Raw genomic sequence first — 15,423 nt, 5'->3', positions numbered from 1 at the left:
TAATCTATAGTCAAAGATATGGAGTATGTTTCACACTGTCTTATTATACCTTAAAAATGAAACATATTAAAGGGAATCCCCTCATCTTAAAGTATGATTCCCAGCTTGAATTGAATTCGTCTTCTTTGAGAATAAAAAAACCTAAATGATTTCAGAAATCATTCAGGTTGTAATAATTCACTCATAAAACCAGAGAGATTATTTTGAATTTTTAGTCTCCATCGGTAATTTTTCATCTGCTGCCCACTCTGATAATGAACCGTCATAAACAGAGACATTTTCCTGTCCGAGTCTATTCAGCAGATACTGCGTCCAGGTCGCTGCGATTGCACTTCCGCAATAAGTGATGACTTTCTTATCTTCATCAAGTGCACCAACTTCATCAAATTTCCGTTTTAATTTTTCGTCATCGTAGATTTCCCCGGTTTTAGGGTCAGCCAGATCACCGAAGAATACATTGACCGCACCTTTAATATGGCCCGGACGTGCATAAGTGTCTGCAGTGCCGTTATAACTTTCAGGCTGCAGACTGTCCAATATGATTACACCGTCATCGTCTATTGCATTCAATACATCTTCTTTGTCCGCATAAAGTTCAGATCTGCGTTGTATGTTCAACCCGCCTTTTTTTGGTGTACTCACTTCATCAGTCACCGGGCGGTTTTCCTTTTTCCATTTATTATAGCCGCCTTCAAGTATCGCAAAATTGTCGAACCCTTCAAATTTCAGCTGCCATGCGAAGCGCGATGCCCAGTCGGAAGCTTCGAAGTCGACGCCCACCATTGCTCCACGGTCATAAATCACTACAAAGGAATCATCATCAATTCCAAGTTCTTTTATTTTTTCTACGAACTCATCATGAGGGATGACGGCAAAATTATATGATGCATCCGCATCAGAGAAGTCATTTTTCAAATCTGCGAATACTGCGCCGGGAATATGTTCTTTATCATACTCTTCCTTACCGCTCCATACATCATAATAGCCGCCTGCTTCAGGAATCTGTAAAAATGTCGTAGCATCTATGATTCTTAAATTTTCATCTTCCAAATGCTCGTTTAACCATTCTGTTGAAACAAATCCAGTGTTTTTATCTGACAATTGAAGCACCTCTTTAAATCATATTTAATTACTATGATTTAAATATATCATACAAACTCATTCAATGAAAAAGATATGATTTTTATATACTGAAAAATTTAAACCGGATACTTTTTTAGCATCCGGCTTTCAATCGTCTTTTATTCACTTGATGATATCCATTGTGAACGGCGGTCTGTATGATTCACCATTCAATGTTTTAATGATACCGATGACGATGAATACAATCATTGCTACCTGAATGATCGGTCCCAGAACGAAGCCGATCAATACTACTGTTGATACCCATGCGATAAACGCGTAAATCGTATATGATATTCCAAAGTTTGCCACATGCCTCAACGCCTCTGCAGTTTCGGGGTCATCATCTTTTTTTAATGCCCAAATAAGCAAGGGGCCGACAATCATAGTAAAAATCGCTAAAATATATGATACAAGGACGAGTGACGAATCGTAACCTGTTTGAGTGTTCTGTGTCATTTATTACCCTCCCCCTTTCTTTTTATAGCCTTATTGTAAGTTTACCATTAATATACTTTGTGTACAATTGATTATTCCGGGGAAAGTTCGTGCTGAAAATAAAAACCACGACAAATTTTATAAGATTTATCGTGGTCTTTATTACTATTATTCTGCCGGGATGACTGCACCTTCGTAGTTATCTTCGATGAACTGTTTGATTTCATCGCCTTGAAGCACTTCCATCAGCTTATTGATATCTTCTCTCTCTTCATCGCCTGAACGCACCGCAACGAGGTTTGCATAAGGAGATTCCCCGTCTTCAATCGCGATAGAATCATCAACCGGGTTCAATCCGCCGTCAAGGGCAAAGTTGGAGTTGATGATGACGACCGGAGCTTCATTATTATTGTACATTTCAACCAATAATTCCGGTGCTGTCTGATTATTGAATTCAAAGTCGTGCGGGTTCTCGGTAATATCATCGAACGTCGCATTTTCAATATCGATGCCCTCTTCGATTTCAACCAGGCCTGCATCGACGAAGAATGACAGGAAACGGCCTTCTTCAGCAGGGTTGTTCGATACAAGGATTGTAGAACCGTCCGGGACATCTTCCAATGATTCATGATCCTGTGAATAAACAGCCATCGGCTCGATATGTACGTTGCCTGCCGATACCAGATCATAGCCGTGTGATTCAACTTCACCATCCAGGTATGGTGTGTGCTGGAAGAAGTTTGCATCCACTTCTTCATCAGCAAGGAGACGGTTTGGTGTTGTATAGTCGTTGACGATGTTAACGTCGAGCTCAATGCCGTCTTCTTCAAGAATTGTTGCAGCCTCTTCTAAAATTTCAGCATGGGGTGCAGGGGATGCAGCAATTGACAATGTGCCGCCCTCTTCTTCTGACGCTTCTTCAGATGAACCCTGCTCAGTTTCAGCAGACTCTTCACCTGTATCAGCGCTCTCTTCTGCACCTTCTTCGCCACTGCCGCATGCAACCAGAACAACTGCAAAAACTGATAAAGCTAAAAACAGTAAAAATTTCTTCATATACATCCAATCCTCTCTAGGTATTCTATTTATAATATATGATTATTATCTCTTATCCACAGCTTTTGCGAGGAAGTCTCCTGCGAACTGGATGATAAAAACAATAATCAGTATTACTATTGTTGCAACTAAAGTGACGTCACTCTGATTCCGCGTAAACCCGACCATGTAGGCAAGGTTCCCGAGGCCGCCTGCGCCGATGACGCCGGCGATTGCAGTCGAGCCGACCAGCATGATGGCCGTCACTGTGATGCCTGAAACAAGTGCAGGCAGTGATTCCGGTATCAATACTTTCCATATGATCGTCCATGTGTTTGCACCCATCGATTCGGCCGCTTCTATTACACCTTTATCTATTTCTTTAAGTGCAATTTCAACAAGACGTGCATAGAACGGTGATGCACCGATAATGAGCGCCGGCAGTGCACCCTGGACACCCATGATGGTTCCCATAATCGCTTTTGTAAACGGGATGAGCAGAATGATCAGAATGATGAACGGTATCGCCCTGAAGAGATTGACGAGAAAAGCCGTAACGCCGTAAACCGGCTGGCTCCCCGCATTGTCGCTCTTATCGGACAGAAAGAGTATGATTCCTAAAACAAGCCCGATCATCAATGTAAAGAAAGTTGCGATGCCCGTCATATAGATTGTATCGACTGTCGCTTCCCAAACGACATCCCATTTGACGTTTTCAAAACTGAACATATCTCTGAAGGCCTGGAAAAATTCATTCATTACTTCTCCACCTCCACTGTAATATCCTCATTGGCAAGCTCATCGATCACTTTTTGAAGCGTCGTACCGTCAATGTCCATCGCAACATAAAGGTGGCCGTATGATTCGTTGTTCGTCTGTTTGATGTTACCAGACAGAATGTTCATATCCAGATCGAACTGCTTGATCACTCTGGAGACGACCGGTGTTTTGGATTTAGTGCCGACAAAGCCGATTTTAAGTATTTTGGAATCCGGGAACAGCTCTCTCACTTCGTCGAGGGCAAGCGCTGTTTCTTCATCGTTGATATCATCTTTGACGAATCTTTTAGTTACACTGTGTGACGGGTTCTGGAACAGCTGCAGCACTCTGCCCGTCTCGACGACCTTGCCGTTCTGCATGACAGCGGCTCTGTCGCATATTTTCCTGATGACATGCATTTCATGTGTGATAAGCACTATTGTCAGGTTCATTTCCTTCCTGATTCTCTGCAGAAGCTCGAGCACTTCATCCGTTGTTTCCGGATCGAGTGCGCTTGTCGCCTCATCACAGAGCAGAACCGTCGGTTCATTTGAAAGTGCCCTTGCGATGCCGACACGCTGTTTCTGACCCCCGGACAATTCACTCGGGTAATTTTTCTCACGTCCTGTGAGACCAACCAGTTGAATCAGTTCCCCGGTCCGTTTTTTCCGTTCCTTTTTTGCGACTCCCGCAATCTCTAATGGAAAGCTGATGTTCTCCTCGACCGTCCGTGACCAGAGCAGATTGAAATGCTGGAAGATCATCGAAACTTTTTGCCGCTTCTGCCTGAGGTCCTTTTTAGACAATTTGTTGATGGTATCGTCTCCGATGATGATTTCGCCGGATGACGGGGCTTCCAGACCGTTCAAGAGACGGATCAATGTCGATTTTCCGGCACCTGAATATCCGATGACGCCAAAGATTTCCCCGCTTTCTATATGCAGGCTGACATCATCCACTGCAGTGATGTCAGCTGATTTCGTACTGTAGTTTTTATTTACATTTAAAATATCTATCATTAATCATCTTCCAAACTATTATAAATTTAAAAACCTACTCACTTGCTATGAAATGAGTAGGCTTCTTTTATCTTCAGCCTCTCATCTTTGAATCGATTGATTCAGTGATTTGGCACCTTGTCTTTGAGACGGTTGCCGTGGCATCAACGGGCACTTCCCTACACCACTCTTGATAAGAGTTATTATTCGATTGTGAATCATAATACCATCAGTCCGGACTTCCGTCAATACTGACGGCTGAGTATATCCATCAGATTTGTGACGGATTCAAAACGGTAGACACTTTCTTTCAGTTCACCGTTTTCAAATATCAACAGCGCCGGTGCGGAGGTTATTTTATAATCATTGATAAAATCCACATGGTAATTCAGATCAATTGCTGTATATTCAAAATCTATAATTTCCTGAGTCAAATTCAACATGCGTTCCGCAATCTGGCAGTTTGCACAGATCGGCGCATAACCGTACAGAATAAATTTTTCTTCAGAATGAATAAGATTGTATATATCCTGTGTCTCTAACTGCTCTTTCATCATAAAACTTACCTTTCATAATCAAGCTCGTGTCGACATAAAAACCATGACGCATCAGGAGGTTTGCGAGGTAGTCTCTTGGGCATCTGCCGACTTCTCCAAATTTAGGGTCAATATAAATGTGGGTACTTTCACTGAGATGTTTTTTGAACCATTTACGGATTTTGCGGCCTTCTTTATCGGCATCCGATAATATATAAATATCAGAGCCGTCAAGCTGTTCCAAAATTTCATCAAGTTTTGAAACTCCCATTGTACCAAAAGTGCATATGATCTGCACAGGTTCTACAAGCACTTCCTCGATACGGCGTTTGTCAGTTTTACCCTCAACAATGAGTACTTTATCAGAAAGATACATTTTCATCACCCTTGGAGTTTTATTTTATTTTAAAAAAACTCTAGACAATGTCTAGAGTTTTTAAATTATGCTTCGATAACTGCTTTGTATCCGTCAGCATCTAACAGGTCATCTAATTGTGATGTGTCTTCAAGTTCAACTTTAACCATCCAAGCTTCTTCATATGGTGATTCGTTTACTAACTCAGGGCTGTCTTCAAGCTCTTCGTTCACTTCAACGATCTTTCCGTTTAATGGAGCATACAGTTCAGAAACAGTCTTAACTGATTCTACGCTGCCGAAAGATTCACCCTTAGTCATTTCATCGTCTTCTTCAGGAAGCTCGACAAAAACGATGTCTCCAAGCTCACCTTGAGCGAAATCAGTAATTCCGATTGTTACTGTATTTCCATCAACTTTTACCCATTCATGATCTTCAGAATACTTTAAGTCGTTTGGTAATGCCATAATAGAAAACCTCCTCAAATTAATCTATACAACTACATAATGACATATTTCACATAGTTTCTCAAGCTTATTACTTATAAAAGCGCTTCCTTGTACTCCGCTTCTTTAAACCCAAGCAGGACACGCTCTCCTGCATCGACCATTGGACGTTTTATCAACATTCCATCAGAAGACAGGATCTCGATCTTTTCAGCATCTGACATCTCGGGCAGCTTATTTTTCAAATCGAGTTCTTTATATTTCTTCCCTCTTGAATTGAAAAATTTGTTGATATCCTGATTTGATTTCTCAATGATCTGTTTCAGCGTTTCTTTTGACGGCGGTTCTTTCACCATATCGTGCGCTTCGAAGTCCACACCATTCTCTTCTAAAAACCTCTTCCCTTTTCTGCACGTCGTACACTTGGAATATTCGTAAAAAGTAATCATCCGGTACCTCCATAGATAGTCAGTTTATAGTCTATACCCGATACTCTGACAGGTATTCATACTAAGTTTTCCCCTTATTTCCATTCTACAATATTTAAGTTTTAAGTGGTAATATTAAGATGATTCATAAAAACTGACTGGAGGGATAATGATGGATGCAATCAGAACATATAATGATTATAAAGAGATAATTAAAAGCAACGATAAGATCATCATAAAATTTTATGCTGACTGGTGTCCGGACTGCAGTGTATTGGACCATTTCATCAAGCCGATCATGAAAGAATACAGATATATTGACTGGTACGAACTGAACCGTGATGAAGTACCTGCCGCAGCAGATGAAAATGACGTTACGGGCATCCCCGGGCTCCTTATCTTTAATAAAAGCAGGAAGACTGCCCACCTCCATCCAGTGCACGCAAAAACGCCGGGAGATGTCAGGCAGTTTTTAAAAGAAAATCTGTAGAACATAAAAATGCCCGACGATTCTTTGAAGTGGAATCCTCAGGCATTTTTTTAAATTTCATATGCTTTAAGTGCATCTTTGATTCTGGATGCATGAACCTGTCCGGGTGCACTGTTGTTAGTGATATAGCCGTATGTCAGACATGATCCGAAATCACCGCCTGCAAGACGCGTCACTTTACCCAGCTCTCCCATGGAGATGCCGATGACTTTATTACCGATGGCCTCCTTGCCGATCTTGACTATCTTCAGCATGTTGACCACATCATCGGCATCATTCGGCAAAAAGGCAAGCTTCAGAATCTCACCGCCTGCCGAATGCATGTTGTATAACATCTTCTGCATTTCTTCCAGCCTCGGTGTTTCCTTGAAATTATGATGGCTGAAGAGAACCGTCCTGCCATGTTCCCCGGCACACTCCACAATTTCCGAAATCACTTTGCCCCCGGTCACAAATTCAATATCGATGATGTCGATATCACACTTTATGATGACATCCATCAGAAGGTCCTTATACTCGGCGTATGATTTAGAACCGCTGCCACCTTCATGAGACGTTCTATATGTATAGATGATCGGGAGGTCGGTTAATTCCGAACACACTTCATTCACTAGACTCAAATGCTCAGAGCGGCTCATATTATCAAGCGCATCACTGCGGATTTCCACAATATCCAGAGAATCGATATTATTTTTAACATTTGTGATTTCCTTCTGTATATCAGAAAGCGACGTTCCGCTTATGGACACCACCACTTTCGGAAGCCCTTCAAATATTTCAATATTTTTTATGTTCATTCCTATCCCCCGTCAGTCAAGTTGATATTTGCTTTATTGTACACATACTTCCATAAAAATAAAAGTACCCAAAATCCCAGGGGAAGGATTTCGGGTAAGGGGACTTGACCAAAGGGGAATGGTCAAATGATGTTTATATTTAAAGTATACCCATTAATTATTAAGTTAATGTTAAGATGCTCACTTTATTTCACTGAAAAAGTTACTATGATCCATAAGGTTTGCTTATGAAAAATCAATGATTCCCTTAATTGACATTTATAGCTAATTTAAAATTCAGCTGATTACCTCGGAATGGCACGGAATGCAGTTATTCTCCCGGTTATAGCGTCTCGCCCTTCTTTACGCTATAACTCAAGTCCCAAACCGCAACTTATAGCACAAAGCGCCTCCCCAGCCACGCTCCAAAACAAATAAAGCACGAAACCCATTTAAAGGTTCCGTGCCTGTAAAACTTTCTATATTACTCTGCAGTAACGTTCAATTCAACATCAATGTTGCCGCGCGTCGCTTTTGAATACGGGCAGAACTGATGTGCCTGCTCTAAATATTTCTCTGCATCTTCCTGAGACATGTTTTTAACTTTCGCATTGATCTTAACGCCGAGTTTCGGACCTTCATTTTCTTCATCATCCAATAACTGGACTGTCAGATCCACTTCAGGCTCCGCGTTTTTAACGCCGCCCTGTTTCAGCATCAAATCGAATGCGCCATTGAAACATGAAGCGTAGCCTGCTGCGAAAAGCTGTTCCGGGTTGACGCCGTCGCCGTCCTGATCCGGTGGTAGTACCGCTGAGTCGATCGCCTTATCATCTGTCTGAACGTGTCCTTTGCGTCCGCCTGTGTTGGTTGCTGTTACCTCATACTTAAGTGCCATTATCTTACTACCTCCTAATATTATGCTTACAACCCTCTCTACCCCAATATAATTATATTAATCTTTTATTTGTAAGAAAAAACACCGTCCGGCTGGACGATGTCTTCTATAGTATGACTGCCGCGATCGTACCGAATATGATCAGCGGAATGTTGTAATGCACAAATGTCGGAACACACGTGTCCCAGATGTGGTCGTGCTGTCCGTCAGCCGCAAGGCCCGACGTCGGACCGAGCGTACTGTCGGAAGCAGGAGATCCTGCATCACCAAGTGCTGCTGCACTTCCGATAAGCGCCGCCGTTGCCATCGGACTGAATCCGAGTGACATACAGAGTGGTACGAAAACCGCTGCAATGATTGGTATCGTGCCGAAAGAAGTTCCAATACCCATTGTAATCACAAGTCCGACCAGCAGTAATACGACTGCTGCCACCGCACGTGGTGTACCGTCGAACCAGCCTGAAACCGTGCCGATCAGATTATCCACTGCATTTGTTTCAGTCAGAACAGATGCATAACCCGAAGCGATCAGCATGATAAAGGCAATTGCACCCATCATGAGAACACCTTCTTTGACTGCAGCGTCACTTCTGCTCACCTTGATAACCTGGCTCAGAAGCATGATCGTAATACCTCCGAGCGCCCCGATGATCATCGAATCGAACGACAGCTGCAGAACGAATGCAGCGACAATCGCAAATAATGTAATGACATGGTTCACTGTCTGGCGTGTTTCCGTCAGCTGTTCAGAAACCATGCTGTCGGAGTCGACTGTTTCAATATCCTGATAGTCCTTCGGTTTTCTGTAAGTGATGAAAACCGCTACAAGCAGCCCGACCGTCATGCCGAGGACCGGTATCAGCATCGCATAAGGAATATCAGACAAAGCGATATCCAGACCGTTATCCTGCATTTCTGTTGCCAGAATGCCATGGAATATTAAACCGTAGCCGACCGGAATCAACATATAAGGGGCTTTCAGACCATATGTCAAAGCACTCGCAACCGCTCTTCTGTCTATTTTCAATTTGTTGAACAGCATCAACAGCGGCGGAATCAATATCGGTATAAATGCGATATGTACAGGTACAACCGTTTCAGCAAGCACCCCGATTCCTACAAATATGAATATAAGAAGATACTTCCGCTTCCCTATTACTCTCAGCAAATAATTAAGCAGTACTTTAACGATTCCGGACATCGCAATCATTGAAGCAAAAATCCCCAGCAATAAATAGCTCAGCGCCGTCTCGGACTGCCCGCCCATACCTTCAACAAGGACTGTAACAGTCTCGCCGAGTGGCAGCCCCGCAAGAAGCCCTGCTGAAATTGCAGCGAGGATCAATGCGAAAATGACATGGATCTTTAAAAGACTCAAAACGATTAATACAAGAACCGAAATAACGACTGGATTGAGCAATACATCCATTTTCCATGCCTCCTCTTCCATTAATGTAAAAATGATGGAACAATATCACTATTCTATCAGACAAATAAGAATGAGAGTACAAAATTTAATAATGAAAATCTCTTATAAGTTACATATTTATACAAATAAGTAAATGTTATATCGATTATTTACTATTTATTTACATAATATTAGTAATCTCAGGTTTTTTTAATGAGTTTTTAATATTCCGATAATTATTTTTTAATTTTCAAATGGAATGATGGTACTAACAAAACGAAGGGAGGGAAAATTCATGAGTTATTTCGAAGACATTCAACCAGCAGCATCAAATGATTTTTCCAATGATTCATTTTCAAGCGATTCAAGTGTATCCAGCGCGTCAAGTGCATCAAGTGTTTCTTCTGACTAGATCTCATAAAAGAAGATTAATGAAAAGGAGGTAATAACCATGACTTATTTCGAAGATATCCAACCGGCATCATCAAACGACTTTTCATCAGATTCATATTCAAGCGATTCAAGTGTATCCAGTGCGTCAAGTGCATCAAGTGTCTCTTCCGACTAGCTTTAATAATAATCTTGGGTATAATCTTAAGAGTAATTTTAAACAGGCGGCCCATTCTGTTGTGGTCGTCTGTTTTTACATATGAAAGGAGCGAGTGTCATGAGGAGATTAAACAGAGCTAAAAAAAATCAGTCCTGGAAAGCAAAGATCGATCAATTTTTTGCACTGAATAATACCGAGGGCAATATTATTCGCGAAGCACCGCCGGTGCCGCTTAAAGAAATATTCAAATGGTTTTGGCCCTACACAAAAAATTATCGTAAATGGATTGTCGTCGGACTGATATTCATCGCATTGAAACCACTCACACTGTCAGGTACGGTGTGGCTGCTTCAGATTTTTATAGATAATGTTCTGGATGCACGTAATCTCGGTCCGTTGTTATGGATTGTACTCCTTTACTTAGGTCTCAGTCTGGCAGGCGGCATATTCTCGTTTGCCGGAACATGCGTGTCCAACTGGGTCGGACAGAATTTTGTTCTGTCATTAAGAAAGACTTTGTTCGAACATCTGCAGAGTTTGTCGCTACACTTTTTTGAAGGACGTAAACTCGGAGATATCATCGCAAGGCTGACAGGTGATATATCTTCCATTGAAAGATTGATTGTCAGCGGTGCAACGTCAGCTTTATCATACATTTTCCAGCTTATTGTTTTTATTGGCATGCTATTTTTCATGGAGTGGAAACTGGCGCTTGTCTCACTGATCGTCGTACCACTATTCTATATGGTCACACGATACTTCTCTGTCAGAATGAAACTTGCATCCCGTGAACGTTCGAGGCGTATGGGCGCAATAAACTCCCTTGCCGAAGAAGGTTTTTCAAATATTTCACTGATGCAGGCTTTCAACCAGGAGAAGCATGAAGCTTCAAAATTTCAAAATCAGAACGTTGCTGCATATGATGCCCAAATGACGAAAGTCCGTCTGAAGGCCACTTTCTCACCGACAGTTTCGATGATAGAAACCGGCGGGACACTGACCGTTATGGTCTTCGGTGCATTTCTACTGATGCAGAATGAGGTGACTATCGGTGTGCTGGTCGCCTTCCTCACTCTGCTGAGACGGCTGTACAGTCCTGTCAGAGGCTTGAGCAAGCTGCTTAACACCATTTACTCAGCTTCAGCCAGTGCTGAACGTGTCATCGAGTTCATGGAGCAGAAACCTCAAGTCATATCAGAGAATGGAGAAGAAATTAACAACAATGAAGGCAGCATCTCTTTCCGGGACGTATCATTTGCCTATCCCGGCAAAAAACATCATGTCCTTTCAGATCTGTCGTTCAACGTTAATCCCGGGGAAACTGTTGCCCTGGTCGGCGCCAGCGGCGTCGGTAAATCGACGATTGTAAAAATGCTGATGCGATTTTATGAACCGTCTGAAGGAGAAGTCTACCTCAATGGGCATGCTCTGAAAGACACCGACCTTCAGTCACTGCGCAATCAGATTGCAGTCGTCTTTCAGGAATCACTTATTTTTGACGGCACCGTAAGAGAAAACATAGCATACGGTAAACCGGATGCAACAACTGAAGAAATCATTGAAGCGGCTAAAAAAGCTGATGCCCACGGGTTTATCAGCAATCTTTCAGATGGCTATGACACAAACGTCGGCCAGAAAGGCAGAAATTTATCCGGCGGACAGCAGCAGCGCGTCGCCATCGCACGTGCAATGATCAGAAAAGCTTCTGTCGTCATACTCGACGAACCCGCTGAAGGCCTGGACGGTGCGACAGAAAAACGTGTCATGCAGCCGATGCAGAGACTGATGGAAAACACAGCTACATTAATGATTACACATAACTTAAGAAGCGCAAGCATTGCAGATAAGATCGTTTATTTGGATAAGGAGAACATTACAGAAATCGGTACACATGATGAACTGATTTCCCAAAACGGTAATTATAAAAAGCTTTATACTGCGCAGCAGGGAGAAGAAGAAAAAGAGGATAAGGCTCTAGAACCCGTGGCTGCAAGATAAACAAAGGAGGCGGAGATATTGAAAACTGAAGAAGAAATAAGAGTAGCACCACTTGAACGCGGAGAAACGCTGATTATGGACTACACTGTCGTTGAACATTTAAGGCGCGGAAAAGACTGCGATCTGTATCACCTTTGGAGTGAGGAACGCATGACGAGCTGTATCGGTAAGACGATTCAACCGCTCGCTATGGAAAAACCAGCCGCAAAAGAACGTCTGATCCAGGAAGGCGAAGCCATTACAACACTGTCACATCCGAATCTTATAAGAGGATACGCACTTTATACTGAACCTCGCCCTATCGTCATTCAGGAGACGCTGACAGGAGAAACAATTTCACATCTCATCAGAAATACTTATAAAAGAGATGAAGAACTTCCGTTGATACAGCTCGCACATTTCGGAAAACAGATTGCATCCGTCGTTAATTATCTGCATCAGAATAATATTATACATTTAGACATTAAGCCGTCGAATATCATCTCACAGCCACCGTTGGCTAAATTATTCGACCTTAATCTCGCAACTAAACCCGGAACAATCAGAAAAGGTACAGGCACCAAGCCATATATGTCCCCCGAACAGGCAATTGGTGAACCTTTGACCACAGCTGCGGATATTTGGGGAATCGGTGTCGTACTGTTTTTCATGGCCACAGGGAAAAGGCCGTTCAAAACATATGAAGAAAAGCGTTACGAACAGCTTGAACGCGACGCTGAAGCTGTTGAAACACTGCGTGAGATGGATCCTTCATTAAGCGGCATAATCAACCGATGTCTTGATAAAAATCCGGGAAACAGACCCGAAGCAACAGAAATATTTAATATGTGTGAAACATATATTCATAGAAATATGTAATATCGTAAAACTCTCATCAGCCGGTGGGAGTTTATTTTTTTGAAATTTTTTGTACAAATTGTGAACATTTTGTGGAATTATTATATATTGTTACTTATACTGTACTTATAACTTCTTTGAACCTCATAAAAGAAACAGATATTACAGACTTAATGAAAAATTAAATTAAATATTTATAAATAGTAATAACGGAAGATTTCATCTTTCTGATTATTTATAAAGAAAAGTGTTAAAATATTAAAATTCTGGAGGACGACTATATGTCATTAAAAAAATATTTATTAGCAGGGGGACTTTCAACAATGCTTCTCCTTGGAGCATGTGGGCTTGGAGATGGAGAAGAGGAAGAAGGCAGCTCTGAGGAAGAATCATCCGAAGAGACAGAAGACACTGAATCAGAAGATTTTGGGGATGACAGCGATTCAGAAGACGACTCCGCAGATTCCGGGGATGACACGGATTCAGAAGACGACTCCGCAGATTCCGGGGATGACAGTGATGGTGAAGATTCTGTTGACGTGGACAGTGACGAAGATAATTCTTCTATAGGAATCGGCGGCACAGAGGATTTAGATGAAGAAGACGTAGATGAAGAAGCTTCTGATGAATCTGAAGATGCCACAAGTGGTGAAGAACAAACAAAAACATTTGCTTTGGAAGAAAACGGCACTTATAACGAACTCGTCTACTATTACGTCGGTGATGAAGTGAAAAGACAAACTTCAGTAACTGAAATGGATTACGAAGCAATCGGTGCATCAAATGAAGAGGAAGCAAAAGAACTACTTGCTGATGCCAGCCAGGAATATACTGATACAGATGGTGTAGATCATAATATTGAATATAATGAAGACGGTTTTGTTGAAACAACAGAAGTTAATTATGATGAAGCAGATTTGAATGAAGTTGCTGGTCTTGACGGTGCTGACTTTGAAGGCGAAGAATCTGCAGAATTCGTCAGTATGGAACGTTCCGAAGAACAGCTGTTAAATGCAGGTTATGAGCTTGTAGAAGGCGAAGCCGTTTCGGATGCTGACAGCGGTTCAGACAGTGAAAGCTCTTCTGGAGAAAGTTCTGCAGGCGGTATCGACTTTTCTACAATAACCGGGGAAACTTTGACAGGTGATGATACAGAGATTACTTCGATGTTCATAGGGAATTCCGGAATTGCGGAACTTTTGGGTAATGCTGAAGAATCCGATGCAGATATCGAAGAAGTATTGAAACCTTCAGAGGAAATCTCAACATATTTCGCTGAAACTTATATGGCCATACATGCATTTGGGGCGGGATCTGACACACCAGCTGAATCCGATGTCGCTGGTTTAAGCGCAGAAATCGATGAAAGGGATGGTTTTGAAGTATTTTCACAAGTATATGATAAGGAATCCGGAAAACTCCTTCCAAACATTTATGCCAATCCGGATCAATTCGCTGCTTTTGACGGTACCGGATGGGTCGACCAGACTGGAACAGCTGAAAGTGATGAAGTGTTCTATGGAAGTTACTCCAACCTACATGAAGCATTCATGGAAAACAGTGATGTGATTGATGTGTCGGAAGACGATGATTATTATTTCCTGCATAATATCGGAGATGAAGAATCATTGCATGAAACGTTCGGAAGTATATTCAATGTAGAATATACAGGTGCAAACACAGATGAAATGGAAAACGCAGTTGTCGGAATCGTTGAAAAATCAAGTGGTGACCTTGTGCATGTAGCGTATATCTCCACCGCTCCAGGCCAGCAAAATCCGGAGGAAACGCTGCATATAGAAATTGCTGAACAAATTGATAAATATGGTGAATATGACGACGGCGGCGTGACTGTTCCCGATGTGCAGGAAAATCCAGCTCCTGATACAGAGACAGAAGAATCCGGCAGCGGTTCTGAAGAAGAGTCATCCGGCTCTACACAGGACGGACTGACTGTCGGTGATTCAGCTGAATTGAACGGCATGACGTTGACTGTGGAAGATGTGAGTTACACTGATGAAAGAAATGAGTTTGCAGAAGTCGAAGCAGATGAAGTCATCATGCTTGAACTATCATTTGAGAACAACTCCGGAGATTCCTACCTGATGGGCAGTCGTGATATGGAAGTTATGCTGGACGGTGAACCAGCCGAAACTTATCCGGTAGGAGACATCATACTGGATGAAACAGCCGATGGAGAAAGCGCAACAGGTACTCTCGCATACGCGGTTACCGGAGATCCTTCTGAAATAGAGTTGGTGTTTTCACCACTCGACGCAGAAGATTCAGCAGTATTCAATGTTACTCCGGAATAAAATTCATATCAATTATAAAACTCTCTCCAGGTTA

At 42.2% G+C, this 15,423-nt stretch carries 16 protein-coding genes and 1 riboswitch; of the genes, 4 read left to right on the top strand and 12 right to left on the bottom strand.

The features are described from left to right. Positions 1–198: 198 nt before the first annotated feature. From ACY8DT_RS09370 to ACY8DT_RS09330, 9 genes are all read right to left on the bottom strand, one after another. The gene (locus ACY8DT_RS09370) at positions 199–1,101 is read right to left on the bottom strand and encodes a sulfurtransferase (protein ID WP_462420040.1); all 903 of its coding nucleotides are present in this window, start codon (positions 1,099–1,101) and stop codon (positions 199–201) included. Positions 1,102–1,245: 144 nt separating this feature from the next. Next, on the bottom strand, positions 1,246–1,581 hold the full coding sequence (locus ACY8DT_RS09365; protein ID WP_462420039.1) for a DUF4870 domain-containing protein: 336 nt from the start codon (positions 1,579–1,581) through the stop codon (positions 1,246–1,248). Positions 1,582–1,728: 147 nt separating this feature from the next. Next, positions 1,729–2,616, bottom strand: a complete 888-nt coding sequence (locus ACY8DT_RS09360) for a MetQ/NlpA family ABC transporter substrate-binding protein (protein WP_462420038.1) — start codon at positions 2,614–2,616, stop codon at positions 1,729–1,731. Between the two features lie 45 nt (positions 2,617–2,661). Next, positions 2,662–3,354 (bottom strand): methionine ABC transporter permease, encoded by a 693-nt coding sequence (locus ACY8DT_RS09355; protein ID WP_462420037.1) that lies wholly within the window; start codon positions 3,352–3,354, stop codon positions 2,662–2,664. After that, the gene (locus ACY8DT_RS09350; RefSeq protein WP_462420036.1) at positions 3,354–4,373 is read right to left on the bottom strand and encodes a methionine ABC transporter ATP-binding protein; all 1,020 of its coding nucleotides are present in this window, start codon (positions 4,371–4,373) and stop codon (positions 3,354–3,356) included. The genes ACY8DT_RS09355 and ACY8DT_RS09350 overlap by 1 nt, the downstream gene beginning before the upstream one ends. Positions 4,374–4,451: 78 nt before the next feature. Beyond that, a riboswitch (SAM riboswitch) is annotated at positions 4,452–4,552 on the bottom strand. A 45-nt stretch (positions 4,553–4,597) separates the two neighbouring features. After that, positions 4,598–4,909 carry a thioredoxin family protein gene (locus ACY8DT_RS09345; RefSeq protein WP_462420035.1) on the bottom strand — a complete coding sequence of 104 codons (312 nt, stop codon included), beginning with the start codon at positions 4,907–4,909 and terminating at the stop codon, positions 4,598–4,600. Further along, the gene (locus ACY8DT_RS09340) at positions 4,857–5,264 is read right to left on the bottom strand and encodes a toprim domain-containing protein (protein ID WP_092987690.1); all 408 of its coding nucleotides are present in this window, start codon (positions 5,262–5,264) and stop codon (positions 4,857–4,859) included. The genes ACY8DT_RS09345 and ACY8DT_RS09340 overlap by 53 nt, the downstream gene beginning before the upstream one ends. 65 nt (positions 5,265–5,329) lie before the next feature. Beyond that, on the bottom strand, positions 5,330–5,710 hold the full coding sequence (gene gcvH / locus ACY8DT_RS09335; RefSeq protein ID WP_462420034.1) for a glycine cleavage system protein GcvH: 381 nt from the start codon (positions 5,708–5,710) through the stop codon (positions 5,330–5,332). 74 nt (positions 5,711–5,784) lie between these two features. Then, positions 5,785–6,138 carry an arsenate reductase family protein gene (locus ACY8DT_RS09330; RefSeq protein WP_462420033.1) on the bottom strand — a complete coding sequence of 118 codons (354 nt, stop codon included), beginning with the start codon at positions 6,136–6,138 and terminating at the stop codon, positions 5,785–5,787. A gap of 151 nt (positions 6,139–6,289) precedes the next feature. Here ACY8DT_RS09330 and ACY8DT_RS09325 point away from each other — a divergent pair, with 151 nt between their 5' ends. Beyond that, positions 6,290–6,607: a thioredoxin family protein gene (locus ACY8DT_RS09325; RefSeq protein WP_462420032.1), complete on the top strand. Its 318-nt coding sequence runs from the start codon at positions 6,290–6,292 to the stop codon at positions 6,605–6,607. A gap of 50 nt (positions 6,608–6,657) precedes the next feature. Here the strand turns inward: ACY8DT_RS09325 and aroD are convergent, their stop codons facing one another. From aroD to ACY8DT_RS09310, 3 genes are all read right to left on the bottom strand, one after another. Beyond that, complete coding sequence (aroD, locus tag ACY8DT_RS09320) at positions 6,658–7,404, bottom strand: type I 3-dehydroquinate dehydratase (protein ID WP_462420031.1); 747 nt, start codon at positions 7,402–7,404, stop codon at positions 6,658–6,660. Between the two features lie 463 nt (positions 7,405–7,867). Continuing rightward, complete coding sequence (locus ACY8DT_RS09315) at positions 7,868–8,281, bottom strand: organic hydroperoxide resistance protein (protein WP_462420030.1); 414 nt, start codon at positions 8,279–8,281, stop codon at positions 7,868–7,870. Between the two features lie 106 nt (positions 8,282–8,387). Beyond that, a complete protein-coding gene (locus ACY8DT_RS09310) occupies positions 8,388–9,710 on the bottom strand; it encodes a Na+/H+ antiporter family protein (protein WP_462420029.1) in 1,323 nt (440 codons plus the stop codon). A gap of 646 nt (positions 9,711–10,356) precedes the next feature. Between ACY8DT_RS09310 and ACY8DT_RS09305 the strand changes: the two genes are divergently transcribed. From ACY8DT_RS09305 to ACY8DT_RS09295, 3 genes are all read left to right on the top strand, one after another. Further along, positions 10,357–12,237, top strand: a complete 1,881-nt coding sequence (locus ACY8DT_RS09305; RefSeq protein ID WP_462420028.1) for an ABC transporter ATP-binding protein — start codon at positions 10,357–10,359, stop codon at positions 12,235–12,237. Between the two features lie 18 nt (positions 12,238–12,255). Next, positions 12,256–13,095 (top strand): serine/threonine-protein kinase, encoded by an 840-nt coding sequence (locus ACY8DT_RS09300; RefSeq protein ID WP_462420027.1) that lies wholly within the window; start codon positions 12,256–12,258, stop codon positions 13,093–13,095. Between the two features lie 260 nt (positions 13,096–13,355). Beyond that, positions 13,356–15,389: a YehR family lipoprotein gene (locus tag ACY8DT_RS09295; protein WP_462420026.1), complete on the top strand. Its 2,034-nt coding sequence runs from the start codon at positions 13,356–13,358 to the stop codon at positions 15,387–15,389. Positions 15,390–15,423 lie beyond the last annotated feature (34 nt).

The organism is Salinicoccus sp. Marseille-QA3875, assembly GCF_054950095.1.
This window is presented reverse-complemented; position numbering and strand designations above follow the sequence as displayed.